Here is a 24577-nt window from a genome sequence, read left to right on the forward strand (position 1 = left end):
GGGTCCGGTGAGCACCCGCCTGCTCCCGCTGCTCATCGTCCTGATGGCGGCCGTCCTGCTCGCGCTCGGCGTGCCGCTCGGCGTCAGCGTCGCCCGCGCGGAGCAGCAGAAGGTCGTCATCGACCGCATCGACGACACGGCGCGCTTCGCCGCGCTCGCCCAGTTCGTCACGGAGGACGGCTCGGGCGGCTCACGCCGGACGGACACGGACGAACGCCTGGAAACCCTGCAGACCGAGCTGACCAGCTACTACGAGGTCTACGGCATCAAGGCCGGGGTCTTCTACCGCAACCACATCCCGATGGCCAACGCGCCCACGACCTGGTTCCTGCCGCAGACCGGCGAGGTCCGCGACTCCTTCGACGAGGCGCTGCTCAGCCGCCGCAGCCACGATCCCGAGCAGGTGTGGCCCTGGCAGGACGGACGGCTCGTGGTGGCCTCGCCGGTCATCCGGGACGGCGACGTGGTCGCGGTCGTGGTCACCGAGTCGCCGACCGACTCGATGCGTTCGAGTATCCTGCGCGGCTGGCTCGTCATCGGCGCCGGGGAGTTCGCCGCGATGCTGCTCGCCGTCGGTGCGGCGCTGCGGCTGACCGGCTGGGTGCTCAGGCCGGTACGGGTACTCGACGCCACCACCCACGACATCGCCACCGGGCGGCTGAAGTCCCGGGTCGCGCCGTCCGGGGGACCGCCGGAGCTCAGACGCCTGGCCGGGTCGTTCAACGAGATGGCCGACCACGTGGAGGACGTTCTGGAGCAGCAGCGGGCCTTCGTCGCCGACGCCTCCCACCAGCTGCGCAACCCGCTCGCCGCCCTCCTGCTGCGCATCGAGCTGCTCGCCCTCGAACTGCCCGAGGGCAACGAGGAGATCGCCTCCGTCCAGACCGAGGGCAAACGCCTGGCCCGGGTCCTGGACGACCTGCTCGACCTGGCGCTGGCCGAGCACAGCCAGGCCGACCTGAAGGTCACCGACGTCGGCGCGCTGGCCGCCGAGCGGGTGGCCGCCTGGTCACCGACGGCCGACGCCAAGGGCGTACGGCTGGTCGGCGACTGCCCGCCGACCACGGGCTGGGCGGACCCGGTGACGCTGTCGAGCGCCCTGGACGCGGTCATCGACAACGCGGTGAAGTTCACGCCGCGCGGCGAGAGTGTCCGGGTCGAGGTCGCCTCCACCGGGGACGCCGCCACCGTCGTCGTCACCGACAACGGTCCCGGACTCACCGACGAGGAGCTCACGCGCGTGGGGGACCGTTTCTGGCGCAGCGGCCGGCACCAGAACATCAACGGCTCCGGCCTCGGCCTGTCCATCTGCCGGGCGCTGCTCGCGGCGGGCGACGGCTCGATCTCCTTCGGCCACCAGGAGCCGCACGGGCTTCGGGTCACGGTCACGGTGCCCAGGACCGGCACGGCGCCCAAGGAGCCCGAGCGGGTCTAGGGCTTGACCGACCGGTAGTAGCGCCGGGCGCCCTCGTGCAGTTCGAGCGGGTCGGTGTAGATCGCGGTACGCAGGTCCACCAGCTGCGCGGAGTGCACGTGCGCACCGATGCCGTCGCGGCTGTCGAGGACGGTCCGGGTCAGCCACTCGGTGAGCCGCGGATCGACGTCCGCGCGGGTCACCAGCAGGTTGGACACCGCCATCGTCGGCACCACGGCGCCGTTCTGGACCGTGGGGTAGGCCGACTCCGGCATGTTGGTGGTGCGGTAGTAGCGGGTCGCGCCGCCCGACCGGTGCAGCTTGGTGACCAGATCGTCGCCGATCGGCACGAACCGGAAGGCGGAACTCTCCGCGATCTTCTTGAGGCCGTCCGTCGGCACCCCGCCGGACCAGAAGAACGCGTCCAGCTCGTCGCCCAGCCGTCCGGGGCCGGTGTCGATCCCGTCCGCGCTGGGGGTGATGTCCGTCTCCGGGTCGATGCCCACCGCCTTCAGCAGCCGGGTGGCGATCAGCCTTACCCCCGAGTTGGGCAGCCCGATGGCCACCCGCTTGCCCCGCAGGTCCCGCACCGACTGGATGTCCGAGTCGGTCGGCACGACGAGCTGCACGTAGTCGTCGTAGAGCCGGGTGACCCCGCGCAGCCCTTCGGCACCCGGGCGGCCGGCCAGTTTGTACGTTTCGACCGCGTCGGCCGCGGCGATCGTGAAGTCGGCCTCCCCGGACGCCACCCGCTCGACGTTCTCCTGCGAGCCCGCGCTGGTCATCAGCCGCACGTCCAGGTCCGGCATGTCCTTGCGCAGCTCGGTGCGCAGCAGCTCGCCGTACTTCTGGTACACACCCGCGCGGGTTCCGGTGCTGAACGTGATCGTCCCGCTCGGCGGCTTCTCGCCCAGCGGCAGCAGCCACCACAACAGCAGCCCGAGCGCGACGGCACCGGCGACCGCGCCCTGGACGGCCCGGCGCCTGCCGATACGGGAGAGCAGCGTGGACATGGGGGCGATCCTGCCAGCCCGCACCCACACTGACCAGGGCCCACTGTCAGTGGTGGTCGCTAAAGTCGTCCACATGAGCAGCACCCCGCCCGCCGAGAGCGGCCCCCCGTCCGCCGAGGGACGCACCCCGTCTGCCGAGGGCCGCACCCCGTCCGCCGGGGGCAGGACGTCGCCCGCCGACCTGGTCCGTGCCTTCCACCTCGCCTTCGGGCTGGACGCCCGCAGCACTCCGACCGAGGTCCCGCCCGCCCTGGCCGCGCACAGAGGCGAGCTGCTCGCCGAGGAAGCGGCCGAGGTCGCCGAGGTGTCGGTGCGGGGCCCGCTCGACCGGCTCGCGCACGAACTGGCCGACGTGGTCTACGTGGCCTACGGCACCGCCCTCGTGCACGGCATAGACCTCGACGCGGTGATCGCGGAGGTCCACCGCTCCAACATGACCAAGCTGGGGCCCGACGGCCGCGTCAGCCGCCGGGCCGACGGCAAGGTCCTCAAGGGCGACCACTACGAGACACCGGACGTGTCCGGCGTGCTGCGCCGGCAGGGCTGGACACCGCCAACGCCGGACGCCCCGGAACCGACCGGCGCCTGACCCCGCCCGCCGGGGCCGGGCGCCCGGTCAGTCGCCCACCGAGGCTTCCGCCTCCGTCGCCGCGGTCCGGGGCGTCCCCTCCGCGGGCCCGCTCGGGCGGTCGGGGTTGTCGCGGCGCCGGAAGAGGCGCATCGCCAGCGGCTCGGTGAAGCGCGCGGTGAGGGGGCCCAGGACGACCAGGATGAGGACGTACGCCGTGGCCAGTGGGCCCAGGGACGGCTCGATACCGGCGGAGACCGCGAGGCCCGCGATCACGATGGAGAACTCGCCGCGCGCCACCAGCGCACCGCCCGCCCGCCAGCGGCCCTTGACGGAGATCCCGGCGCGCCGCGCCGCCCAGTACCCGGTGGCGATCTTCGTCACGGCGGTCAGCAGCGCCAGCGCCAGCGCGGGCAGCAGGACCGGCGGAATGCTGGCCGGGTCCGTGTGCAGCCCGAAGAAGACGAAGAAGACGGCCGCGAACAGGTCCCGCAGCGGGCTCAGCAGCGTGTGCGCGCCCTCCGCGACCTCCCCGGACAGCGCGATGCCCACCAGGAAGGCGCCCACCGCGGCCGACACCTGGAGCTGCTGTGCGACACCGGCGACGAGGATCGTCAGACCCAGCACCACGAGGAGCAGCTTCTCCGGGTCGTCGCTGGAGACGAAGCGGGAGATGAGCCGGCCGTAGCGCACCGCCACGAAGAGCACCAGGCCCGCCGCGGCCAGCGCGACCGCCAGCGTGATGCTCCCGGTCATCAGACCGGCGCCGGCGACCAGGGCCGTGACGATCGGCAGGTACACCGCCATCGCCAGGTCCTCCAGGACCAGCACGCTCAGGATCACCGGCGTCTCGCGGTTGCCGACCCGGCCCAGATCGCCGAGCACCTTCGCGATCACACCGGACGACGAGATCCACGTCACACCGGCCAGGACGACGGCGGCCACCGGGCCCCAGCCCATCAGCAGCGCGGCCACCGCGCCCGGCACGGCGTTGAGCGCGCAGTCGACGAGACCGGCCGGATAGTGCGACTTGAGGTTGGTGACCAGGTCGCTGGCCGTGTACTCCAGGCCCAGCATCAGCAGCAGGAGGATGACACCGATCTCGGCGCCGGTCGCGACGAACTCCTCGCTCGCGCCGAGCGGCAGCAGGCCGCCCTCGCCGAAGGCGAGACCGGCCAGCAGGTACAGCGGGATGGGCGACAGCCGGTAACGGCCGGCGAACCGGCCGAGCAGCCCGAGCCCGAGGATGATGGAACCGAACTCGATCAGGAGTACCGCGGAGTGCACGCGCTCACTCCTGCCCGAGTATCGCCGCGGCGGCGTCGACGCCCTCACGGGTGCCGATGACGATCAAGGTGTCACCACCCACGAGCCGGAAGTCCGGCGCCGGCGAGGGAATCGCCTCGGCCCGCCGCAGCACCGCCACGATCGAGGCGCCCGTGTCGGTCCGCATCCGGGTGTCGCCCAGCAGCCGTCCGTTCCACCGGGAGGTGGCCGCCACCTCGATCCGCTCGGCGACCAGCCCGAGATCGGTGGTGTAGAGCAGGCTCGCGCTGTGGTGGGAGGGCTTCAGCGCGTCGATCAGCGCGCCCGCCTCGGGGCCGGTCAACCGCAGCGAGTGGGCACAGGAGTCGGGGTCGTCGGACCGGTACACGTTCACCGTGCGGGCACCGTCGCGGTGGGCCACCACCGACAGGTGGCGGTGCTCGCGGGTCACCAGGTCGTACTGGACCCCGATACCCGGGAGCGGAGTCGCCCTCAGGCGTGGAGCTGACACGTGCTTTCCCCTCACTCGTCCTGCGTTGCCTGCCGCGTCTCCAGCTGCGCTTTCCGCACGTGGGTGCCGTGCCCGCGACCTCGCCATGCTGCCATCCGCACGTACGGTGGCGATATGGGTGTCGTGACGGATATACGCAGCCGGTCGCGGTCGGCGAAGCTGGCTGCGGGGGTGTCGTGCGAGAAGGCCGGGAGGAGCGGAAAGAGGAACGTGTCGCTGTTCTGGCGGATCTTCTCGCTCAACGCCGCCGGCCTGGTCGTGGCCACCGCACTGCTGCTGGGACCGGTCACCGTGTCGACGCCCGTGCTGGCCGGGGAGGCCCTGGTCCTGCTGGGCGGCCTCGCGGCCCTGCTGGCGGGCAACGCGGTCGTGCTGCGCATCGGGCTCACCCCGCTGCACCGGCTGGGCCGGGCCATGTCCACCGCCGACCTGCTGGTGCCCGGGACCCGTCCCGAGGTCTCCGGACCGGCCGAGGCAGCGCAGCTCATCGCGACGTACAACACGATGCTGGACCGGCTCCAGGCCGAACGCGCCGCCGGTGCCGGTCGGGCCCTGCAGGCCCAGGAACGCGAACGCCACCGCATCGCCCGCGAACTCCACGACGAGGTGGGCCAGACCCTGACCGCCGTTCTCCTCCAGCTCAAGCGCGTCGCCGACCGGGTCCCCGGGGAACTGCGCGACGAGGTGACCCTGGCGCAGGAGGCCACCCGGGCAGGGCTCGACGAGATCCGCCGCATCGCCCGGCGGCTGCGTCCCGGCGTCCTGGAGGAACTCGGCCTGGCCAGCGCCCTGCGCTCGCTCGCCGCCGAGTTCACGCACCACGGACTGACCGTCCAGCAGCACATCCCCGGCGACCTGCCCCCGCTCGCCCCGGAGGCCGAACTCGTGCTCTACCGGGTCGCCCAGGAGGGACTGACCAACACCGCCCGCCACGCCGGCGCCGCCCGCGCGGCGCTCACGCTGAGGCCGCTGCCCGACGACGCCGGTGTCGAACTGCTCGTCCGGGACGACGGCACCGGTCTCGGCACCGCCGCCGAGGGCGCCGGTATCCGCGGGATGCGGGAGCGGGCCCTGCTGATAGGAGCCGAGATCCACTTCGAACCCGCCCCCGGAGGGGGCACCGACGTACGCCTGCGCGTCCCCGCGCCGCCGGGGGACCGTTCCGCAGACCGAACCGGAGACAGCCCCTGATGTCCGCACGGCCCCCGATCCGCGTCCTGCTCGCCGACGACCACACCCTCGTACGCCGCGGAGTCCGCCTCATCCTGGACGGCGAACCCGATCTGACGGTGGTCGCCGAGGCCGGTGACGGTGCCGAAGCGGTCGCGGCCGCGCGGGCCACCGAGATCGACCTGGCCGTCCTGGATGTCGCCATGCCCCGCATGACCGGCCTCCAGGCGGCCCGCGAACTCTCCCGGCGCCTGCCCGAGCTGCGCATCCTCATCCTGACCATGTACGACAACGAGCAGTACTTCTTCGAGGCCCTCAAGGCGGGCGCCTGCGGATACGTCCTCAAGTCCGTCGCCGACCGCGACCTGGTCGAGGCGTGCCGGGCCGCCGTGCGCGACGAGCCGTTCATCTACCCCGGCGCCGAGCGGGCCCTCGTCCGCTCCTACCTGGACCGCGTGCAGGGCGGTGGCGGCCTGCCCGAGCGGCCCATCACCGAGCGCGAGGAGGAGATCCTCAAGCTCGTCGCCGAGGGCCACACCTCCAAGGAGATCGGCGAGCTGCTGTTCATCAGCGCCAAGACCGTCGAACGCCACCGCGCGAACCTCCTGCAGAAACTGGGCGTACGGGACCGGCTGGAACTCACCCGGTACGCGATCCGCGCGGGCCTCATCGAGCCCTGAGGCGCCCCGGCCCGGGCCGACGCCGTGGTGACACCCCCGTGGCCTCGGGCCCTCGGGGCCGCCCCGTCAGCAGCCGATCGGTGCGGAGCCCACGGCCACGTCGTCGAACCAGACGGTGTCGTCGCCCGTCGCGTAGCTCTCCCAGCCCAGTCGCAGGGCGGTCGGCCTGGGTGCGGTGCCGCGGGTGAGCCACTGCTGGTCGACGTCCTGTGTCGGCACCCCGTCGGCGTGCAGGCCCGGAACCTGCTCGTCGCCGAGCCAGGTGTCGAGGTTGGCGGCCGAGGTGTCGATCGCGAACCGCAGGCACTGCCAGCCGTCCGTCGGCAGCGGCCTGCTCAGCGCCACCCCGGCCGGGCTCTGTGCGGGCAGGGTGGCGTCGTCGCTCTCCCGGTTCCACTGCAGCGCGCCGTTCTGGCCGCCCACGCGCAGTGCCCGGCCCCCCTGCGCCGAGTCCGGCATCGACACGAAGGTGACGTGCGAGGTCGGCAGCGCGGTGGTGTGCCGGACCCACATGCGCACGTACATCACCGGGCCGACCGACGACAGGTCCGCGGTGTGGGCGACGAAGGCGTGGTTGCAGTACCCGGCCCGGCCGTCCACCCGGAGCGACCTGCCGCCCTCGTGCGACACCGCCGAGTCCACGGTGGCCGTGCCCGTGCCCTGGCAGTCGGGGGCGGTGAACCGCCAGTCGCCGGAGGGCTCGGGGCCGGACTGGTCCTCGAAGCCCGAGCAGATCACGGCGTCACCGCACTCCGCGGACGGCGGCGGAGTCGTCGTGGGAGGCGTGGTCGGCGGTGTGGTGGGGGACGCCGTCGGAGTGGCGGACGGTGTGCCGCCGTCCTCGCCGCAGGAGACGCCGTTGAGTGCGAAGTCGTCCGGTGCGGGGTCGGCGGACCGCCAGGTCCCCTGCAGTCCGAACTCGGCGGTGCCGCCGGTGGACACGGCGCCGTTCCAGCCGGCGTCGACGGCGACGACGGACGTGCCGGTCTGTGTGACGGTCGCGTTCCACGCCGAGGTCACCTGCTGATCGCCGGTGTAGGTCCAGGTGAGACGCCAGTCGCTCACCGCGGGACCGAGGTTGGTGATCCTCACCTGGGCGGTGTAGCCGCCCGCCCACGCGTCGACGCTGTAGTCGACCCGGCAGGCGGCCGCCGCGGCGCCGCTCGCGGGCATCGCCACCAGGACCGACACCACCAGCGCCACGGCGGCCACGGCCGCGGTCCAGGGCCGGCGCAGTAATCGAAGGACTCGGGTGCGCACAGGGTGCCTCCAGGGTGGGAGAAGGGAAGTGTGGGAGCGCTCCCATGCATCACACCGAGACTGACCGCGTACTGTCAAGATGTGCGCGGGCGTTCGCCCCGATCGTGACCGCCTACCCTTAGTGCCATGAGCAGCATCGACCGGAGCCAGTCAGTGGGCGGCACGCGCACCTACGAAGTACGCACCTACGGGTGCCAGATGAACGTTCACGACTCCGAGCGATTGTCCGGTCTGCTGGAGGACGCGGGTTACGTCCGCGCCCCCGAGGGCGCCGACGGCGACGCCGACGTCGTCGTCTTCAACACCTGCGCCGTACGGGAGAACGCCGACAACAAGCTGTACGGCAACCTCGGCCACCTCGCCCCGAAGAAGGCGAGCCGCCCCGGCATGCAGATCGCCGTCGGGGGCTGCCTGGCGCAGAAGGACCGCGACACCATCGTGAAGCGGGCCCCCTGGGTGGACGTCGTCTTCGGCACCCACAACATCGGCAAGCTCCCGGTGCTGCTCGAGCGCGCCCGCGTGCAGGAGGAGGCGCAGGTCGAGATCGCCGAGTCCCTGGAGGCGTTCCCGTCCACGCTGCCCACCCGGCGCGAGAGCGCGTACGCGGCCTGGGTCTCCATCTCCGTCGGCTGCAACAACACCTGCACCTTCTGCATCGTCCCCGCGCTGCGCGGCAAGGAGAAGGACCGCCGGCCCGGCGACATCCTCGCCGAGGTCGAGGCCCTGGTCGCCGAGGGCGTCAGCGAGATCACCCTGCTCGGGCAGAACGTCAACGCCTACGGCTCCGACATCGGCGACCGCGAGGCGTTCAGCAAGCTGCTGCGCGCCTGCGGGAACATCGACGGCCTGGAGCGCGTCCGCTTCACCTCCCCGCACCCCCGCGACTTCACCGACGACGTCATCGCCGCCATGGCCGAGACGCCGAACGCGATGCCGCAGCTGCACATGCCGCTCCAGTCCGGCTCCGACCCGGTCCTCAAGGCGATGCGCCGCTCCTACCGCCAGGAGCGCTACCTGGGAATCATCGAGAAGGTCCGCGCCGCCATCCCGCACGCGGCGATCACCACCGACATCATCGTGGGCTTCCCCGGCGAGACCGAGGAGGACTTCGAGCAGACGCTGCACGTGGTGCGGGAGGCCCGCTTCGCCCAGGCCTTCACCTTCCAGTACTCCAAGCGCCCCGGCACCCCGGCCGCCGAGATGGAGAACCAGATCCCCAAGGCGGTCGTCCAGGAGCGCTACGAGCGCCTGGTCGCCCTCCAGGAGGAGATCTCCTGGGACGAGAACAAGAAGCAGGTCGGCCGCACCCTGGAGCTGATGGTCGCCGAGGGCGAGGGCCGCAAGGACGGCGCCACCCACCGACTCTCCGGCCGGGCCCCCGACAACCGCCTGGTGCACTTCACCAAGCCCGACCAGGAGGTCCGCCCCGGCGACGTGGTGACCGTGGAGATCACGTACGCCGCCCCGCACCACCTCCTCGCCGAGGGCGCCGTGCTCGACGTGCGCCGCACGCGCGCGGGCGACGCCTGGGAGAAGCGCAACACCGCCGAGCAGGCCAAGCCCGCGGGTGTGCTGCTGGGCCTGCCCAAGATCGGCGTTCCCGAGCCGCAGCCGGCCGTGGCGAGCGGCTGCGGCTGCGACTGACCGCGGGGGGTGCCGACGGGGGCGGCGGTACGGGGATACGCTGCCGATCATGCTTGTCGCCGCCGCCGTCTGCCCCTGCCCGCCGCTCCTCGTGCCGGAGGTCGCCGCGGGTGCCGCACCCGAGCTGGACGCCGCACGCGCCGCGTGCACGGACGCCTTGGGCGTGCTCGCCGCGTCCCGGCCCGACCGGCTCGTGGTGGTCGGACCCGCGGACTCCGCCGGGCCCGAGGTCTATCCGCAGGGCGCGCGGGGCTCCTTCCGCGGCTTCGGCGTGGACGTGGAGGTGTACCTGGGCGCCGACAGCGGCGGTGTCGACGGGGCCGAGCTGCCCCACGGCCTCGCCGTCGGCGCCTGGCTGCTGGGGCGGACCGGGTGGACCGACGCCCCGGTCGACGCCATCGGGGTGGGCGACGGGCTGTCCGCCGAGCGCTGTGCCGCCGTCGGCCGGGACGTCGCCGCGCGGGCCGGGCGGACGGCGCTGCTGGTGCTCGGCGACGCCAGCGCGTGCCGCACGCTGAAGGCGCCCGGCTACCTCGACGAGCGGGCGGCGCCCTTCGACGCGGAGGTGGGCCGCGCCCTGGAAACGGCGGACCCGGCCGCGCTCGCCGCCCTGGACGCCGAGCTGGCCCGCGAGCTCAAGGCGTCGGGCCGGGCACCCTGGCAGGTCCTCGCGGGTGCCGCCGCGGACTCGGACCTGGGCGGGTCGCTGCTGTACGAGGACGCGCCCTACGGGGTCGGGTACATCGTGGCGACCTGGTCGTAGTGGTCGGCGCGGCCACCTGGCCGCGGTGTCCGGCGCGACGCCCCCGACGCGGCCGACACGGGGGCCCGGACGTGGTGGCCGACGCGGCTGCATGGCCGCAGCGGCGAGGCGCCACCGGGTCGTCGCGGCGTCGCCGCCACCTTGCCGCGGCGGTGGACGCGGGGACCCGGATGTGGTGGCGGGCGCGGCCGTCCGGTCGTTGCGGGGGCGCGCCCCCGGTCGTCGCGGCGGCGCGGCCAGCTCTCCGTGGCGGTGGACGCGGCGCCCCGGACGTCGCGGCAGGTGCAACCGGACGGTCGTCAGGCGCAACCGCATGGTCGTAGCGACGGCGCGGCGATCTTGCCGTGGTGGCAGTCGCGGCGCGCCGGACATAGCGGCCGACGCGGCTGCACGGACGTACCGGCCGACGCGGCTGCACGGTCGTAGCGGCGAGGCACCCCCGCCTGGTCGCAGCGGCGGCGCGGGCACCGTCGTAGCCGTCGACGCGCGCGCGGACGGTCCGGAGCGGCGGCCCGGGGGCCGGGCTCCGTGACCGTCCGGTGGCGCACCGGGTCAGGAAGCCGGAGGCGGGCCGGCCGGAGGGGCGCCGCCAGGCGTGCCGCCGGGTGCGTCGCCGCCTTCTTCCCCGCCCTTGTCGTCCTTGTGGGCGAGGCGGTCCATGGCGCCCTTGGCCTTGCCCGTGCCCGTCTGGATCCGGTCGCTGTACTTGCCCTTGGTCCTCTCGTCGACGGTCCGCGCCATCTTGTCGAGACCGCGATCGATCTTGTCGCCGTGCTGCTGCGCGAGGTCGGAGACCTTGCCCTTCGCCGGTTCGAGTCTGGCCTTCAAATTGTCCAGGAGACCCATGGTTCGCCTTCCCTCACGGGGCAGTCAGGTGCGGGCGCCCTTGTCGGCCTCGTTGTCGACGGCCTCCCCGGCGGACTGCTGCTTGGGGATGCCGACGCTCTCCGAGTCGCCGGCCTCGGCGGAGGCCCCGTCGGCCGCGCCGGGCTCCGCCGTGTTCCGCGGACCGGCGTCGGCGGTCTCGGCCGCGTCGGCCATCTCGACCACGTCGGCCGCCTTCGCCTCCGCCGCGCTCCCGGTGTCCGGGATGTCGGTCCGCGGCTCCGTGCCCGACGCCGCCTCGGTGTTCTTCGACCTCCGAAAAAGCCGTGCAAAAACGCCCATATCAACTCCATACGTTACTCGTGCGGGCGAAATCCCGCGGCATCCGGTGCGTCCGTTTGCGTGGCCGGGGCCATGACCCGGTGGCCCGGGGAGCGGGAACCTCGCAACGGGCAACGACCCCGGACGCGGACCGTCACGTAACTCGTTCGAGGGCGAGGTGAGAGGTTTGCGAGACTGGTGCGGTGAGCAGCGCACCCCCCGCCCCCCGCGTCATCGCCGTAGTCGGACCCACCGCGGCCGGAAAGTCCGATCTGGGCGTCTTCCTGGCCGAGCGGCTCGGCGGAGAGGTCGTCAACGCCGACTCCATGCAGCTCTACCGAGGGATGGACATCGGCACCGCCAAACTGACGCCCCAGGAACGCGGTGGCGTCCCGCACCATCTGCTGGACATCTGGGACGTGACGGTCACGGCGTCCGTCGCCGAGTACCAGCGCCTCGCGCGCGAGCGGATCGACGCGCTGCTCGCCGAAGGGCGCTGGCCGATCCTCGTCGGCGGTTCCGGTCTCTACGTCCGCGGGGCCGTCGACAACCTGGAGTTCCCCGGTACCGACCCCGAGATCAGGGCCCGCCTCGAGGAGGAGCTCGAACTGCGCGGCCCGGGTGCGCTGCACGCCCGGCTGGCCCGCGCCGACCCGGAGGCGGCGCGGGCCATCCTGCCCAGCAACGGGCGTCGCATCGTGCGCGCCCTCGAGGTGATCGAGATCACCGGCAGGCCCTTCACCGCCAACCTCCCCGGTCACGACTCCGTCTACGACACCGTGCAGATCGGCGTCGACGTGGCCCGCCCCGAGCTGCACGAGCGCATCGCCCTGCGCGTCGACCGGATGTGGGAGGCCGGTCTGGTCGACGAGGTGCGCGCACTGGAGGCGCAGGGGCTGCGCGAGGGGCGTACGGCGTCCCGCGCGCTCGGCTACCAGCAGGTTCTCGCGGCGCTCGCCGGCGAGTGCACGCTCGACGAGGCGCGCGCCGAGACCGTCCGTGCCACCAAGCGCTTCGCGCGCCGTCAGGATTCGTGGTTCAGGCGCGACCCGCGGGTGCACTGGTTGAGTGGGGGTGTGGCGGATCGCACGGAACTTCCGCGGCTCGCCCTGTCGTTGGTCGAACGACCGGTTACAGCCTGATCACGTGATGGCATCGGGACGCCCCGGCCGTCATCCGGGCCTTCGGCGGCGTGCCATCATCGAGCTTCGATCGACCGAGTGAGTCCTAGTTGGGAGGGCGCGTGGCGATGGAGGCCGGCCCTCGCGACACCGCACCGAGCACCGAACACGGCACCGCCGACCACGGCGGACCGGAGCCGGACGGCGGCGCCCTGAGCCCCGACGGTCCCGACGAGACGCCGGACGGCGTCGCCGACGGACCCGCGCCCGACGAGATGTACGGGGACGAGGTCGAGGTCGAGCTGCGGCCCCAGCGCCGGCTGCGGATCTGGCAGCTCGCGCCCATCGTGTGCCTGGCCGCGCTCGGCTCCCTGATGTTCGCCTTCCCGCTCGCCTTCGACTTCGGCGACAGCGGCGCCGTGATCGCGATGCTGGGACTGCTGATCTGCTCCTGTGCGGCCGGCTGGGGCATGATGGCCGCCCGCCGGGTCGGCTACACCTGGCCGGGCCTGCCCCAGCGCGGCTCGGGGCGCCGGGCCGACTGGCGGACGATCCTCGTGTACGCCCTGGCGGTCGCCGCGGTCGTCGTCCTGGCCGTGTGGCGGGTCGCCCGCCTTCGGGGCTGACGGGCCCTCCCGCCCCCGGGCCCGGCTCCGCCCCTCGTCGTCGTGGTGCACCCACCCCGTACGATCGAGGAATGAGCACGCGGATCGCCTTCCTCAAGGGTCACGGCACCGAGAACGACTTCGTGATCGTTCCCGACCCGGAGAACGCCCTCGACCTGCCCCCCGCCGCTGTCGCCGCCCTGTGCGACCGCCGGGCGGGCCTCGGCGGGGACGGGCTGCTGCACGTGGTGCGGTCCGCGGCGCACCCCGAGGCCCGGGGCATGGCCGCCGAGGCGGAGTGGTTCATGGACTACCGCAACGGCGACGGCTCGGTCGCGGAGATGTGCGGCAACGGCGTGCGGGTCTTCGTGCGCTACCTCCAGCGCGCCGGGCACGCCGCCGAGGGGGACCTCGCCGTCGCGACGCGCGGCGGCGTGAAGCGCGTGCACATCGCCAAGAACGGCGACGTCACCGTCGGGATGGGCCGGGCGCTGCTGCCCGCGGGCGACGTCGAGGTGAGCGTGGGCGAGCGCGAGTGGCCCGCGCGGAACGTGAACATGGGCAACCCGCACGCGGTCGCCTTCGTCGCCGACCTCGCCCACGCGGGCGACCTGTACGCCCCGCCCGCCCACGCGCCCGCCGGCGCCTATCCGGACGGGGTCAACGTCGAGTTCGTGGTCGACCGGGGCCCCCGCCACGTCGCGATGCGCGTGCACGAGCGCGGCTCCGGCGAGACCCGCTCCTGCGGTACCGGCGCGTGCGCCGTCGCCGTCGCCACCGCCCGCCGGGACGGCCTCGACCCCGCGGCCACCGGAACCCCGGCCACCTACACCGTCGACGTGCCCGGCGGCACCCTGGTGATCACCGAGCGCCCGGACGGCGAGATCGAGATGACGGGGCCGGCCGTGATCGTCGCGGAGGGCGAGTTCGACTCCGCCTGGCTGGAAGGGGTACTCGCCTGAACCACGACCCGGTGACCCGGACCGCGGTGAACCACAGCTCGGTCCGTGACACTCAGTGCGAAAACGTAAACCCTCGGACCATCGCTCGAATGGGTGATCCGTTTCACGCTCGGCGAGAGGCGGTCGGCCGCACGTGATGGGCTCGATAGCATCAAGCACCGGCCCGGACGGGGGACCGACAGCATCCCCTGAGCCGTGTCCGCCCTGGGATTCCCCGTCCGCCGGTCCGCGCAGCCGGAGGTGCCCATGAATGCGGAGGCCGTGAATCCAGCGAGCCCGGGACCCGTGCCGCCCGCGGCCACCGGTGCCGTCACGCCGGCGCCCCGCAGGAAGGCCCGCCCCCGGATCGACCTGCGCCGCCTCGGCCGGGCCGCCCTGCTCGGCTCCGCCACCCGCAGCCGGGGCCTGCCCGACGCCATCGGCCACGTCGTCGAGGCCCACCGCGCCCACCACCCCGACGCCGACCTCGACCCGCTGCGCCGCGCCTACGTCCTGGCCGAGTCCTCGCACCGCGGGCAGATGCGCAAGAGCGGCGAGCCGTACATCACCCACCCCCTCGCCGTCACCCTGATCCTCGCCGAACTGGGCGCGGAGACCACCACCCTGACCGCCTCGCTCCTCCACGACACCGTCGAGGACACCGAGGTGACGCTCGATCAGGTCGGCGAGCAGTTCGGCGCCGAGGTCCGCTACCTCGTGGACGGCGTCACCAAGCTGGAGAAGGTCGACTACGGCGCCGCCGCCGAACCCGAGACCTTCCGCAAGATGCTCCTCGCCACCGGCAACGACGTCCGCGTGATGTCGATCAAACTCGCCGACCGGCTGCACAACATGCGCACCCTCGGCGTCATGCGCCGCGAGAAGCAGGAACGCATCGCCAAGGTCACCCGCGACGTCCTCATCCCGCTCGCCGAACGGCTCGGCGTCCAGGCGCTCAAGTCCGAGCTGGAGGACCTCGTCTTCGCGGTCATGCACCCCGAGGAGTACGCGCACACGCGGGAACTGGTCCAGGAGAACGCCGCCCGCGCGGACGACCCGCTCGCCGCGGTCGCCGACGAGGTGCGGGGCGTGCTGCGCGAGGCCGACATCCAGGCCGAAGTCCTCATCCGCCCGCGCCACTTCGTCTCGGTGCACCGTGTCTCCCGCAAGCGCGGCACGCTCCGCGGCGCGGACTTCGGCCGCCTCCTGGTGCTGGTCCAGGAGGACGCCGACTGCTACGCCGTCCTCGGTGAGCTGCACACCTGTATGACGCCCGTCGTCTCGGAGTTCAAGGACTTCATCGCCGTCCCCAAGTTCAACCTCTACCAGTCGCTGCACACGGCGGTGGCCCGCGCGGAGGACGGCCAGGTCGTCGAAGTCCTCATCCGCACCCACCAGATGCACAAGGTCGCGGAGGCCGGTGTGATCGCGCTCGGCAACCCGTACGCGCCCCCGTCGGAGGAGCAGAGCGCGGGCGACGGCGAGCGCGCCGACCCCACCCGGCCCGGCTGGCTCTCCCGGCTGCTCGACTGGCAGCGCGGCGCCCCCGACCCCGACACGTTCTGGTCCACCCTGCGCGAGGACCTCGCCCAGGACCGCGAGATCACCGTCTTCCGCCCCGACGGCGGCACCCTCGGCCTCCCCGAGGGCGCGACCTGCGTCGACGCCGCCTACGCCCAGTACGGCGAGGACGCGCACGCCACCATCGGCGCCCGGGTCAACGGCCGGCTGGCGCCCATGAGTACGGTGCTGCGGGACGGCGACACCGTGCAGCTCCTGATGGGCCAGGACCCCGCCTCCGAGCCGTCCAGGGAGTGGCTGGAGCACGCCCACACCCCGGCCGCGCGGATCGCCATCCAGCGCCGGCTCGCGGCCCACCCGGAAGCGGCGCCCGAGGCGCAGGAGCCGCCCCGCGAACCCGCCGTGCCCGAGCCCCACGCCCACCCGGACGTGCCGCGACCGGCCCCGGACGCCGCACCCGCCCGCCCCGCCGCCGACGTCCTCGTCGACCCACCGGGCGCGACCGTACGGCTGGCGGGCTGCTGCACCCCCGTACCGCCGGACGAGATCACCGGGTTCGCGGTGCGCGGAGGTGTGGTGACCGTGCACCGCGCCCAGTGCGCGGTGGTGGCGCGCATGAAGAGCACCGGGCGCGCGGAGGTCGGGGTGCGCTGGGGGGAGAGCACCGGATGCCGGGTGACCCTGCTCGCCGAATCGTTCGGCCGCCCGCACCTGCTGGCCGACCTCACCGAAGCCATGGCCCTCGAAGGCGCCGAAATCGTCTCCGCGACCGTCGAACCCCCGGACCGCCAGCGGGTCCGGCACAGCTACACCGTCGTACTCCCGGACGCGGCCCGGCTGCCCGCGCTCATGCGCGCCATGCGCGACGTGGCCGGCGTCTACGACGTCAGCCGGGCCCAGCCGCAGCCGACCGGCGCGTGATCCGGCACGGGCACGGTGGACCGCATCCGCCGCATCCGCCGCATCCGCCGCCGCATCCGGTAGGCGGCGCCGAGCCCGTGCGGCCCGGCAGGCGCGGCGCCGCACCCGCGTGATCGGCCCGAGGCACCGCACCTCTCCGATCCGGCACGCCGCGCCGGACCTGTCCGATCCGGCACGGCCTACCGCACCCGTCCGATCCTGCGCGCCGTGCCGGACCCGTTCGGGTGCCCCGGGCGCGCGCCGTCGCCGCCGGACACGCGCGCGCTGATAGCCGTGGGGAATGCTGCACACCCCTCACCCCCCGACTCCGCGACTCCGCGCACGCCCCAGGCGCCGGCTCAGGGCCGCGGCGCTGCTCGCCTCCGCCGTCTCCGTCTGCCTGGTCGCCGCGAGCGCCCCGCCGACCCCGCTGGGCGTCGGCGACCGCCTCTTCCCGCAGCTGGGCAACCCCGGGTACGACGTGGCGGCGTACGACCTCTCCTTCACCTACTCCGGCAGCAACAGCGAGCCGCTGAAGGCCGTCACCACCATCGAGGCCCGGGCGACCGCCGACCTGGACCGGATCAACCTCGACTTCGCCCACGGGAAGGTCGACTCGGTCGAGGTCGACGGCGAACCCGCCGGCTTCGCCACCGCGGGCGAGGACCTCGTCGTGACGCCTGAGGACGCGCTCGACGAGGGCGACCGGACGCGGATCACCGTGCGGCACAGCAGCGACCCGGTGTATTCCGAGGACCGCCAGGGCGGCTGGGTGCGCACCGCCGACGGCCTCGCCATGGCCAACCAGGCGGACGTCGCCCACCTGGTGTTCCCCTGCAACGACCACCCCTCCGACAAGGCGCGGTTCACCTTCCACATCACCGCCCCCGACGGGCTCACGGCCGTCGCGAACGGCCTGCCGACCCACGTGGACCGCACCGGCGGATCCACCACCTGGACCTACCGGAGCGCGCACCCCATGGCCACCGAGCTGGCCCAGGTGTCCATCGGCCGCTCCACGGTGCTGCACCGCACCGGGCCGCACGGACTGCCGATCCGGGACGTGGTCCCGACCGAGCACCGCGCGGCGCTCGAACCGTGGCTGGCGAAGACCCCCGGCCAGATCACGTGGATGGAGCGGAAGGTCGGGCGCTACCCCTTCGAGACGTACGGCCTGCTCATGGCCGACGCCACCACCGGCTTCGAACTCGAGACCCAGACGCTCACCCTCTTCGAGCGGGAGCTGTTCACCGAGCCGGCCTACCCGAAGTGGTATGTCGAGTCGATCATGGTGCACGAGCTGGCCCACTCGTGGTTCGGCAACAGCGTCAGCCCGGCCACCTGGTCCGACCTGTGGCTCAACGAGGGCCACGCCACCTGGTACGAGGCGCTGTACGCGGAGGAGACCGCGGACAAGCCCCTGGCGGCCCGTATGAAGGCCGCCTACGGGGCCTCCGACCGCTGGCGCACGGCGGGCGGACCCCCCGCCGCCCCCAAGCCGCCGAAGAACGGCAGCAAGACCGGGATCTTCCGCGCCAACGTCTACGACGGAGCCGCGCTCGTGCTCTACGCCCTGCGCCAGGAGATCGGCCGCCCCGCCTTCGAACGCGTCGAGCGCGCGTGGGTCGCCCGCAACCAGGACGGCACGGCGACGACCGCCGACTTCGTCCGGCTCGCCTCCGAGACCTCCGGCCGGGACCTGAGCGGCTTCTTCCAGGCCTGGCTGTACGGCGAGAAGACCCCGCCGATGCCCGGCCACCCGGACTGGAAGAAGAACCCCGTCGAGAAGGCGGCGGCGGGGAAGCAGCCCGCCAAGGCGTCCGGGAAGGCACACGGGGAATAAGCCGGTGACGAGACGGCCCGTGCCGTGCGACCATCTTCGAAGACGGCGCGGTACGGGCCCCGGGAATCTCCCCGGTGGTTCGCACGTTGTACACGGTGTCGCGGCCCGTGCGCCGCGCCAAGCCCTTCCGAGCTACGTAAGGATCCAATGACCTCCTCTTCTTCCCCCTCCCAGGACACCAAGCGTCTCGCGCAGACCTATCCCGAGGGCCTCCGGGCCGATGCCCTGATGGAAGAGGACGTCGCCTGGAACCGCGGAGACGACTCGCAGTGGGACGGCGAGCAGTTCGACCGCTCCGACCGCGCGGCACTGCGCCGCGTGGCGGGCCTCTCCACCGAGCTCGAGGACGTCACCGAGGTCGAGTACCGCCAGCTCCGTCTGGAGCGGGTCGTCCTCGTCGGCGTCTGGACCTCGGGCACCGTGCAGGACGCGGAGAACTCACTGGCCGAGCTGGCCGCCCTCGCGGAGACGGCGGGTGCGCTCGTGCTCGACGGCGTCGTCCAGCGCCGCGACAAGCCCGACGCCGCCACCTACATCGGCTCCGGCAAGGCCGAGGAGCTGCGGGACGTCGTGCTCGACACGGGCGCGGACACCGTCATTTGCGACGGTGAGCTGAGCCCGGGGCAGCTGATCCACCTCGAGGACGTCGTCAAGGTCAAGGTCATCGACCGCACGGCCCTGATCCTGGACATCTTCGCCCAGCACGCCAAGTCCCGAGAGGGCAAGGCGCAGGTCGCGCTCGCGCAGATGCAGTACATGCTGCCGCGGCTGCGCGGCTGGGGTCAGTCGCTGTCCCGGCAGATGGGCGGCGGCAAGGGCGGCGGCCTCGCCACCCGTGGTCCCGGTGAGACCAAGATCGAGACGGACCGGCGCCGGATCCGCGAGAAGATGGCGAAGATGCGCCGGGAGATCGCGGAGATGAAGACCGGCCGCGAGATCAAGCGCCAGGAGCGCAAGCGCCACAAGGTGCCCTCCGTCGCCATCGCGGGCTACACCAACGCCGGCAAGTCCTCGCTGCTCAACCGCCTCACGGGCGCGGGCGTACTGGTCGAGAACGCCCTGTTCGCGACCCTCGACCCGACCGTGCGCCGGGCCGAGACCCCCAGCGGGCGGCTGTACACCCTGGCCGACACCGTCGGCTTCGTCCGGCACCTGCCGCACCACCTGGTCGAGGCGTTCCGCTCCACCATGGAGGAGGTCGGCGACTCCGACCTGATCCTCCACGTGGTCGACGGTTCGCACCCCGTCCCGGAGGAGCAGCTGGCCGCCGTGCGCGAGGTGATCAGGGACGTCGGCGCCACCGACGTACCCGAGATCGTCGTGATCAACAAGGCCGACATGGCCGACCCGCTGGTGCTCCAGCGGCTGCTGCGGGTCGAGAAGCGGGCCATCGCCGTCTCGGCGCGCACCGGCCGGAACATCGACCAACTGCTCGCCCTGATCGACAACGAGCTGCCGCGTCCCTCGGTCGAGATCGAGGCGCTCGTGCCGTACACCCACGGCAAGCTGGTGGCCCGTGCCCACGACGAGGGCGAGGTGATCTCCGAGGAGCACACCCCGGAGGGCACCCTGCTCAAGGTGCGGGTGCACGAGGAACTGGCGGCGGAGTTCGCGCCGTACGTTCCGGCACCGCTCGCCTGAGACCGGTCGGGGGGGGGGGGGGGGGCGGGCCCCCCCCCCCCCCCCCCCGCCGGGGGGCCCCCCCCCCCCCCCCCGACACCACATGATTGGTAAAAAAAACCGCACCCCCCCCGGGCGGCCCCCCCCCCCTGGGGGGGGGTGCCCGGGGACGGGGGGGGGGTGGGGGCGCGGGGGGGCCCCCCCCCCCCCGCCCGGGGGGGGGGGGGGGCCCCCCCCCCCCCCCCCCCGACCGTACGGTCCCGGTAGGGATCACTGACCGCCGTACGTCCTGCTCATGTTCTGGTACATCGCCTCGGCCGACGGGCCGAGCTGCGGTCCCGCCAGCCAGGTGTTCTCCAGCGGGCCGATCGAGGTGTTCGAGACCAGCCTGGTCTCGCCGTCCACCACCCGGAACCAGCCGCCGCCGGACGAGCCGCCGGTCATGGTGCAGCCGATGCGGTACATCGTCGGCAGCGACGGGCTCAGCGACAACCGGCCGGGCCGGTCGAGACACTTGAACATCTCCAGGCCGTTGTACGGCGCCGCCGCCGGGTAGCCCCAGGCACCCATGCTGGACACCTCGGTCGCCGACGGGGCGGAGAAGTCCACCTCCAGCGCGGCGCCGACGGTCTCCTCCAGGGACTTGCCGCCCTGCTCGGGCTTCACGTGCAGCACCGAGTAGTCGTACGCGGCCCCGTCACCGCCGCTGTCCGAACCGCCCTTGATCCACTGGTCCGAGGTCGCCGCCCAGTCGGCCCACCAGGTGCCGTACGGGGCCATCTCGGTGGTCGTCGCGTTCGCCAGCTCCGCCTCGGACTTGCCGTAGTCGTTGTACGACGGGACGAAGGCGATGTTGCGGTACCAGCCGCCGCTGCCGCCCGCGTGCACGCAGTGGCCGGCCGTCCACACCAGGTTGGACTTCCCGGGGTGGTTCACGTCCTTGATCACCGTGCCGGAGCAGACCATCGAACCCTCGGGGGAGTCGAAGAAGACCTTCCCCACCGGAGCGGCGTTCTCGTGGTACGGCTTCTTCTCGGCCACGGCCTCGACGGGCGCCGGTTCCGGGTCGGTGGCGCCCTGGTCGGCGGCGGCGTCCTTGGTGGTGACGGTCTTGTCCGCCTCCTTCGCGGACTTCATCCGGTCCGGCTCCCACAGGCCCTCGATCACCGGGTTGACGAAGTCCTTGGCCTCACTGAGCCACTTGTCCTCGTCCCAGTTCTTCCAGCCGCCGTCCTTCCACCGGTCGACGTCGATGCCGTGCTCCTTGAGCCGGTCGGCGAGACCGGCCGCCAGTCCGCCCTCGCCGCCACCGGTGCCGCCCGCGTCGGCGGTCTCGGAGGTGCCGCCGCCGGGCTTGGCGTCGGCCTCGTCCTGCTCCGATCCGCCGCAGGCGGTCGCGGTGAGCGTGAGCGCGGTGACCAGACCGGCGGCGGCGAGTGCGGTGCGCCGCCCGCGCCGTGGCGCGGCGGACACAGGTGTGGAACGCATGGTGCGACAACCCCCGTTGAAACGTGTGAATGCGTGAATGCGTGAATGTGCGTCATGGAACGCGCGGTGGGGTGCCGGCTTCGGGCCCGACGCACCCCACCACCGTCCTCACTGGTCGGCGAACTTGCCGCTCACCGCGTCGAACACGCCCTTGGCCTCGTCGCCCAGGCGCGGACCGGCCAGCCAGCCGGCCGTCACCGGGCCGATCGAGGTGTTGGAGACCAGCGCGGGCTTGCCGTCGGAACCGGCGGCGACCCAGCCACCGCCGGACGAGCCGCCGGTCATGGTGCAGCCGATGCGGTACATCGTCGGGTCGGCGGCCTTGAGCGACAGCCGTCCGGGCTTGTCCTGGCACTGGTACAGCTTCTGGCCGTCGTACGGCGGCGCCGCCGGGTAGCCGATCGCCTTCATGCTCTCGATCTCCGGCACGGCGGGCGCGTCGAAGTCGACCGGCAGCGCGGCGCCGACGGTCTCCTCCAGCGACTTGCCGTCGCTGCCCTTCTCCGGCGTCACATGGATCACGGCGAAGTCGTACGAGGCACCGTCACCACCGGTCGCACCGCCCTGCTCGATCCACTGGTCCGAGGTCTGCGCCCAGTCGCCCCACCAGACACCGTAGGGAGCGAGCTCCTCCTTGGTGGCGTTCTGCAACTCCTCCACCGACTTGTCCGCGTCGTTGTACGACGGGACGAAGGCGATGTTGCGGTACCAGCCGCCGCTCTTGCCCGCGTGCACGCAGTGACCGGCCGTCCACACCATGTTGGACTTGCCGGGGTGGGCCGGGTCCTGCACGACCGTCGCCGAGCACACCATCGAACCCTTGGGGGAGTCGAAGAGGAGCTTGCCGGCCGTGGCGGCGTTGTCGTGGTACTTGGCCGGTACGGCCGCCGCCTCGACGGGCGCGGGCTCCGGGTCGGTGACGCCCTGGTCGCCGGAGATGTCGTTCTCGTCGACCTCCTGGTCCGGCTCCTCGGCGTCCCGCATCCGGTCCGGGTCCCACAGGCCCTCGATGATCGGGTTGACGAAGTCCTGCGCCTCGCGCAGCCAGTCGTCCTTGTTCCAGTTCTTCCAGGCGCCGTTCTTCCAGTCGTCGACGTCGATCCCGTGTTCCTTGAGCTTGTCCTTGATGTCGTCCGGGATCTGGATGCCGCCCTTGCCGTCGCCCGCGGCGGACGCGGAGGCCGAGGCGTCGCCGCCCGCCTCGGGGTCGCCGTCCTCGCACGCCGTGGCGGTGAGCGCGAGCGCCGAGACGAGCGCTACGGCGGCGGCCGCGGAGGAGGTTCCGCGCCGTCCGCGCCTGTTTCCGCGCGTGCTGAACGACGGCCGTATGGATCGCATGGTGTTGACTCCCCCTGCTGTGAACGAACGTGGTGCCGCGGTCGAACCGTCGAACGACGGTGACCGGGAACGGCACCACACACTATGCGGTGGCTGTGGGGGAGTTCCGACGGAACGGCAACGGTTCGGATACAGCCGCCTGACCTGGCACGCGTCGCCCGCCGCACCGGACCGCCGGGTCGCGGAGCCGGAACGGACCGCGGCACCCCCGCGCAAACCGCCGCCGCGGCAACGATCTTCAGGCAGGCCGTAACCCCGTGCACGGTCCTCGGTTGGTAGCGCTGGGGGGCCTGCTGTCCGGACGCGGTCCCCCATGCCGGGAGCGCCCGGCACGCCGGGTCGTGTCCGGACAGCGGGAGGTCGACGAGCCGTGGCGGGATCCCCCTACGGAGGGTACGCGGGCGCCGGCGGGAACGCCGGGCCGGTCGTGGCGAGGGAGCCCGCGGCCGGGGCGTCCACGCGGGCGCACGCCGCGCGAAGGGGCGCCCCGAGGCGCCGGGCGGCGCGGGAACCGGCCGCGCGTACCTACGCGCACGCCCTCCCGGTCGTACCCGTCCGCGCCCGGGGACTCACCATCGAGGGCGCCGACGGCCGCCGTTACCTGGACTGTGTCTCCGGCGCGGGCATCCTGGCCCTCGGCCACAACCACCCCGTCGTCCTGGACGCGATCCGCGCGGTCCTCGACTCGGGCGCGCCCCTGCACGTCATGGACCTCACCACACCGGTCGAGGACGCCTTCGTCACCGAGCTGCTGCGCACCCTGCCGCCGGGACTCGCCGACCGCGCGCGGGTGCGGTTCTGCGGCCCGGCCGGCCCGGACCCGGTCGCCGCCGCCGTCGCGCTGGCCCGCGCCGCCACCGGACGGACCCGGGTGGTCACCGTCCCTGACGCCGTCACTGAGGCCGACGCCGACGAGACGGTTCTCGGCGACGGCGACGGCGACGGCGACGCCGATGGCGGCGAGCCGGGGCGGGAGCGGCCTGCCGGACTCCTCCTGGAACCGGTCCGGAGCGAGGCCGGGGTGCGTCCGGTGCCGGACGGCCTGGTGCGGCGCCTGCGGGCCCGCGCGGCCGACCGTGCCGTCCCGCTCATCGTCGACGAGACCGGGACGGGCGTCGGCCGTACCGGTGCCTACTGGGCCTTCGAGCACAGCGGAGTCACGCCCGACGTGCTGGTCCTCGCCAAGGCGATCGGCGGCAGCCTCCCGCTGGCCGTGCTGGTTCACCGCGAGGACCTGGGCGAACCGGACCGTATGACCGGCGCCTTCCGCGGCAACCAACTGGCCCTGGCCGCAGGAGCAGCCACCCTCGCCCACGTCCGCGAGCACCGGCTCGCCGAGCACGCCGCCACGCTGGGCGGCCGGATGCTGACCGGACTGCGCGCCCTGGCCGCGGAGTTCACCTGCGTCGGCGAGGTGCGCGGGCGGGGCCTGATGGCCGGTGTCGAACTGCTGGCACCGGACACCGCGTCCGACGCCACCGCCCTTGGCGCCCGCCCCGGTACCGCCGTCGGCCCCGGTACCGCTGCCCACCTCGCCACTGCCGTCCGCCAGGAGTGCCTGCGCCGCGGGCTGATCGTGGACGTCACGGGCCCGCGCGCGAACGTCGTACGGCTGCTGCCGCCGCTCATCGTGACCGAGGAGCAGATGTCCGCCGTCCTCGACCGACTCGCCGACGCCGTACGGGCGGTGGACCGCGACCGCCCCGGCGGTCTTGTCCCGTTACGCGGGAAGCGCGCCCCGAGATGAGACCCACGCCCCGGACCC

At 73.2% G+C, this 24577-nt stretch carries 21 protein-coding genes; 13 read left to right on the forward strand and 8 right to left on the reverse strand.

Annotation, left to right across the window (positions count from 1 at the left end; translation table 11 throughout):
• Window positions 1-7 precede the first annotated feature (7 nt).
• The gene (locus ACH4D3_RS00190; RefSeq protein WP_398314740.1) at window positions 8-1435 is read left to right on the forward strand and encodes an ATP-binding protein; all 1428 of its coding nucleotides are present in this window, start codon (window positions 8-10) and stop codon (window positions 1433-1435) included.
• Here the strand turns inward: ACH4D3_RS00190 and ACH4D3_RS00195 are convergent.
• The gene (locus ACH4D3_RS00195; RefSeq protein WP_398314742.1) at window positions 1432-2427 is read right to left on the reverse strand and encodes a TAXI family TRAP transporter solute-binding subunit; all 996 of its coding nucleotides are present in this window, start codon (window positions 2425-2427) and stop codon (window positions 1432-1434) included. The genes ACH4D3_RS00190 and ACH4D3_RS00195 overlap by 4 nt on opposite strands.
• Before the next feature lie 73 nt (window positions 2428-2500).
• Here ACH4D3_RS00195 and ACH4D3_RS00200 point away from each other — a divergent pair, with 73 nt between their 5' ends.
• Window positions 2501-3016, forward strand: coding sequence for a MazG nucleotide pyrophosphohydrolase domain-containing protein (locus tag ACH4D3_RS00200; protein WP_398314744.1), 516 nt, complete (start codon window positions 2501-2503; stop codon window positions 3014-3016).
• A gap of 27 nt (window positions 3017-3043) precedes the next feature.
• Here the strand turns inward: ACH4D3_RS00200 and ACH4D3_RS00205 are convergent, their stop codons facing one another.
• Window positions 3044-4282: a cation:proton antiporter gene (locus ACH4D3_RS00205; RefSeq protein WP_398314746.1), complete on the reverse strand. Its 1239-nt coding sequence runs from the start codon at window positions 4280-4282 to the stop codon at window positions 3044-3046.
• Between the two features lie 4 nt (window positions 4283-4286).
• Window positions 4287-4772, reverse strand: coding sequence for a cation:proton antiporter regulatory subunit (locus tag ACH4D3_RS00210; RefSeq protein ID WP_102928754.1), 486 nt, complete (start codon window positions 4770-4772; stop codon window positions 4287-4289).
• Between the two features lie 114 nt (window positions 4773-4886).
• On the opposite strand from ACH4D3_RS00210, the gene ACH4D3_RS00215 reads away from it, so the two are divergent.
• Together ACH4D3_RS00215 and ACH4D3_RS00220 are read left to right on the forward strand one after the other, a co-directional pair.
• A complete protein-coding gene (locus tag ACH4D3_RS00215; protein ID WP_398314748.1) occupies window positions 4887-5963 on the forward strand; it encodes a HAMP domain-containing sensor histidine kinase in 1077 nt (358 codons plus the stop codon).
• On the forward strand, window positions 5963-6622 hold the full coding sequence (locus ACH4D3_RS00220) for a response regulator transcription factor (protein WP_011030451.1): 660 nt from the start codon (window positions 5963-5965) through the stop codon (window positions 6620-6622). Before ACH4D3_RS00215 ends, ACH4D3_RS00220 begins: the two co-directional genes overlap by 1 nt.
• 66 nt (window positions 6623-6688) lie before the next feature.
• Here ACH4D3_RS00220 and ACH4D3_RS00225 read toward each other — a convergent pair whose 3' ends face one another.
• A complete protein-coding gene (locus tag ACH4D3_RS00225) occupies window positions 6689-7882 on the reverse strand; it encodes a cellulose-binding domain-containing protein (RefSeq protein WP_398314750.1) in 1194 nt (397 codons plus the stop codon).
• 126 nt (window positions 7883-8008) lie between these two features.
• Here ACH4D3_RS00225 and miaB point away from each other — a divergent pair, with 126 nt between their 5' ends.
• A complete protein-coding gene (miaB, locus tag ACH4D3_RS00230) occupies window positions 8009-9526 on the forward strand; it encodes a tRNA (N6-isopentenyl adenosine(37)-C2)-methylthiotransferase MiaB (RefSeq protein WP_398314752.1) in 1518 nt (505 codons plus the stop codon).
• Window positions 9527-9575: 49 nt separating this feature from the next.
• Window positions 9576-10289: a class III extradiol dioxygenase subunit B-like domain-containing protein gene (locus ACH4D3_RS00235; protein ID WP_398314754.1), complete on the forward strand. Its 714-nt coding sequence runs from the start codon at window positions 9576-9578 to the stop codon at window positions 10287-10289.
• A gap of 552 nt (window positions 10290-10841) precedes the next feature.
• Here the strand turns inward: ACH4D3_RS00235 and ACH4D3_RS00240 are convergent.
• Together ACH4D3_RS00240 and ACH4D3_RS00245 are read right to left on the reverse strand one after the other, a co-directional pair.
• On the reverse strand, window positions 10842-11135 hold the full coding sequence (locus ACH4D3_RS00240) for an antitoxin (protein ID WP_398314756.1): 294 nt from the start codon (window positions 11133-11135) through the stop codon (window positions 10842-10844).
• Window positions 11136-11159: 24 nt separating this feature from the next.
• A complete protein-coding gene (locus tag ACH4D3_RS00245; RefSeq protein ID WP_398314758.1) occupies window positions 11160-11456 on the reverse strand; it encodes a hypothetical protein in 297 nt (98 codons plus the stop codon).
• A 182-nt stretch (window positions 11457-11638) separates the two neighbouring features.
• Between ACH4D3_RS00245 and miaA the strand changes: the two genes are divergently transcribed.
• The 6 genes from miaA to hflX all read left to right on the forward strand — a co-directional run bounded on the left by miaA (window position 11639) and on the right by hflX (window position 20007).
• On the forward strand, window positions 11639-12577 hold the full coding sequence (gene miaA / locus ACH4D3_RS00250; RefSeq protein WP_398314760.1) for a tRNA (adenosine(37)-N6)-dimethylallyltransferase MiaA: 939 nt from the start codon (window positions 11639-11641) through the stop codon (window positions 12575-12577).
• A 107-nt stretch (window positions 12578-12684) separates the two neighbouring features.
• Window positions 12685-13182, forward strand: a complete 498-nt coding sequence (locus ACH4D3_RS00255; protein ID WP_398316592.1) for a hypothetical protein — start codon at window positions 12685-12687, stop codon at window positions 13180-13182.
• Window positions 13183-13253: 71 nt separating this feature from the next.
• Entirely contained in the window at window positions 13254-14123 is an 870-nt protein-coding gene (gene dapF, locus ACH4D3_RS00260; RefSeq protein ID WP_398314762.1) for a diaminopimelate epimerase, read from the forward strand.
• Window positions 14124-14369: 246 nt separating this feature from the next.
• Window positions 14370-16544: a RelA/SpoT family protein gene (locus ACH4D3_RS00265; RefSeq protein ID WP_398314764.1), complete on the forward strand. Its 2175-nt coding sequence runs from the start codon at window positions 14370-14372 to the stop codon at window positions 16542-16544.
• Window positions 16545-16824: 280 nt separating this feature from the next.
• Window positions 16825-18366, forward strand: a complete 1542-nt coding sequence (locus ACH4D3_RS00270; RefSeq protein ID WP_398314766.1) for a M1 family metallopeptidase — start codon at window positions 16825-16827, stop codon at window positions 18364-18366.
• 147 nt (window positions 18367-18513) lie between these two features.
• The gene (gene hflX / locus ACH4D3_RS00275) at window positions 18514-20007 is read left to right on the forward strand and encodes a GTPase HflX (protein ID WP_398314768.1); all 1494 of its coding nucleotides are present in this window, start codon (window positions 18514-18516) and stop codon (window positions 20005-20007) included.
• A gap of 249 nt (window positions 20008-20256) precedes the next feature.
• On the opposite strand, the gene ACH4D3_RS00280 is transcribed toward hflX, so the two are convergent.
• Window positions 20257-21474, reverse strand: coding sequence for a trypsin-like serine peptidase (locus tag ACH4D3_RS00280; protein ID WP_398314770.1), 1218 nt, complete (start codon window positions 21472-21474; stop codon window positions 20257-20259).
• Between the two features lie 108 nt (window positions 21475-21582).
• Complete coding sequence (locus ACH4D3_RS00285; protein ID WP_398314772.1) at window positions 21583-22812, reverse strand: trypsin-like serine peptidase; 1230 nt, start codon at window positions 22810-22812, stop codon at window positions 21583-21585.
• 313 nt (window positions 22813-23125) lie between these two features.
• On the opposite strand from ACH4D3_RS00285, the gene ACH4D3_RS00290 reads away from it, so the two are divergent.
• On the forward strand, window positions 23126-24559 hold the full coding sequence (locus ACH4D3_RS00290) for an aminotransferase class III-fold pyridoxal phosphate-dependent enzyme (protein ID WP_398314774.1): 1434 nt from the start codon (window positions 23126-23128) through the stop codon (window positions 24557-24559).
• Window positions 24560-24577 lie beyond the last annotated feature (18 nt).

It is taken from the genome of Streptomyces sp. NPDC018026 (assembly GCF_044327745.1).
GTDB classification, from domain to species: Bacteria; Actinomycetota; Actinomycetes; order Streptomycetales; family Streptomycetaceae; genus Streptomyces; species Streptomyces rubrogriseus.

Bases quoted from the DNA above. Each gene is read 5' to 3' on its own strand.
- ACH4D3_RS00220 (WP_011030451.1), top strand. From the start codon at position 5,963: ATGTCCGCACGGCCCCCGATCCGCGTCCTGCTCGCCGACGACCACACC.
- ACH4D3_RS00255 (WP_398316592.1), top strand. From the start codon at position 12,685: ATGGAGGCCGGCCCTCGCGACACCGCACCGAGCACCGAACACGGCACC.
- ACH4D3_RS00245 (WP_398314758.1), bottom strand. From the start codon at position 11,456: ATGGGCGTTTTTGCACGGCTTTTTCGGAGGTCGAAGAACACCGAGGCG.
- miaB (WP_398314752.1), top strand. From the start codon at position 8,009: ATGAGCAGCATCGACCGGAGCCAGTCAGTGGGCGGCACGCGCACCTAC.
- ACH4D3_RS00200 (WP_398314744.1), top strand. From the start codon at position 2,501: ATGAGCAGCACCCCGCCCGCCGAGAGCGGCCCCCCGTCCGCCGAGGGA.
- dapF (WP_398314762.1), top strand. From the start codon at position 13,254: ATGAGCACGCGGATCGCCTTCCTCAAGGGTCACGGCACCGAGAACGAC.
- ACH4D3_RS00290 (WP_398314774.1), top strand. From the start codon at position 23,126: ATGCCGGGAGCGCCCGGCACGCCGGGTCGTGTCCGGACAGCGGGAGGT.
- ACH4D3_RS00240 (WP_398314756.1), bottom strand. From the start codon at position 11,135: ATGGGTCTCCTGGACAATTTGAAGGCCAGACTCGAACCGGCGAAGGGC.
- hflX (WP_398314768.1), top strand. From the start codon at position 18,514: ATGACCTCCTCTTCTTCCCCCTCCCAGGACACCAAGCGTCTCGCGCAG.
- ACH4D3_RS00285 (WP_398314772.1), bottom strand. From the start codon at position 22,812: ATGCGATCCATACGGCCGTCGTTCAGCACGCGCGGAAACAGGCGCGGA.
- ACH4D3_RS00235 (WP_398314754.1), top strand. From the start codon at position 9,576: ATGCTTGTCGCCGCCGCCGTCTGCCCCTGCCCGCCGCTCCTCGTGCCG.
- ACH4D3_RS00270 (WP_398314766.1), top strand. From the start codon at position 16,825: ATGCTGCACACCCCTCACCCCCCGACTCCGCGACTCCGCGCACGCCCC.
- ACH4D3_RS00265 (WP_398314764.1), top strand. From the start codon at position 14,370: ATGAATGCGGAGGCCGTGAATCCAGCGAGCCCGGGACCCGTGCCGCCC.
- ACH4D3_RS00195 (WP_398314742.1), bottom strand. From the start codon at position 2,427: ATGTCCACGCTGCTCTCCCGTATCGGCAGGCGCCGGGCCGTCCAGGGC.
- ACH4D3_RS00280 (WP_398314770.1), bottom strand. From the start codon at position 21,474: ATGCGTTCCACACCTGTGTCCGCCGCGCCACGGCGCGGGCGGCGCACC.
- ACH4D3_RS00215 (WP_398314748.1), top strand. From the start codon at position 4,887: ATGGGTGTCGTGACGGATATACGCAGCCGGTCGCGGTCGGCGAAGCTG.